Origin of the sequence: Streptomyces sp. SID3343, assembly GCF_009865215.1 — a bacterium.
GTDB lineage: Bacteria > Actinomycetota > Actinomycetes > Streptomycetales > Streptomycetaceae > Embleya.
In genome coordinates this window covers 1-985 of the sequence record NZ_WWJX01000281.1, presented here as the reverse complement: position 1 = coordinate 985, position 985 = coordinate 1, and the positions used below count along the sequence as shown (strand labels likewise).

General features: G+C 76.3%; 1 protein-coding gene. It reads left to right on the top strand.

The window, feature by feature from the left end:
• Positions 1-985 (top strand): DNA-processing protein DprA (dprA, locus tag GT354_RS09755; protein WP_161355875.1); only part of this gene is annotated, 985 nt, incomplete at both ends.

The window sequence follows — 985 nt, the reverse complement described above, 5'->3', positions numbered from 1 at the left end:
ACGGTTCGCTGCCGGTCGAACTGGCCCGGCGCGACCCGGGCGGCTACCGGGTGCGTCTGGACGCGCGGGACCCCCGGGCGGACCTCGATCGGATCGCCGCGCTCGGCGGGGCTTTCGTGGTCCCCGGCGATCCGGGTTGGCCCACCCAGCTCGACGACCTGGGCGACGCCAGGCCGTTGGGGCTGTGGGTGCGCGGCGCGGTGCCGTTGCGGCTCGCGGCGGTGCGGTCGGTGGCGATCGTGGGCTCTCGGGCCTGTACGGACTACGGCGCGCACGTCGCGGGCATGTTCGCGGCCGATCTGGCCGAGGCCGGGTGGTCGGTGGTCTCCGGCGGGGCCTACGGCGTGGACGGCGCCGCGCACCGGGGCGCGCTCGTGGTCGGGGGCACCACGATCGCGGTGCTGGCGTGCGGGGCCGACGTCAACTACCCGCGCGGCCACGAACGGCTGCTCGCCCGGATCGCCGACGAGGGTGTCCTGGTCAGCGAACTGCCGCCGGGCAGTCACCCGACCCGATTTCGCTTCGTCGAGCGCAACCGGGTGATCGCCGCGCTGACCAGGGGCACGGTCGTGGTGGAGGCGGCGTTGCGCAGTGGCGCGTTGATCAGCGCCCGCCGGGCCGCCGCGCTCGGGCGGCACGTGATGGGCGTGCCGGGGCCGATCAGCGCGCCGCAGTCGGCCGGGGTGCACGCGCTGCTGCGGGAGCCGGGAGCGGTGTTGGTCACCCGGGCGGCGGAGGTGATCGAGCACGTGGGGATGATCGGCGACGACCTCGCGCCGCGCTTGTCGGGACCGGTCCGGGCGGGTGACGACGTCGCCCCCGACACGCGGCGAGTCCTGGACGTGGTGCCCGTGCGCGGCGCGGCCTCGACGGCGGTGATCGCGCGCGCCGCAGGGGTGTCGCCGGCTGCTGCGGGGCGCCGGCTCGCCGTGCTCGCGGCCCGCGAACTGGTCGATCGCACCTCTAAGGGGTGGTCTCGTCGTGG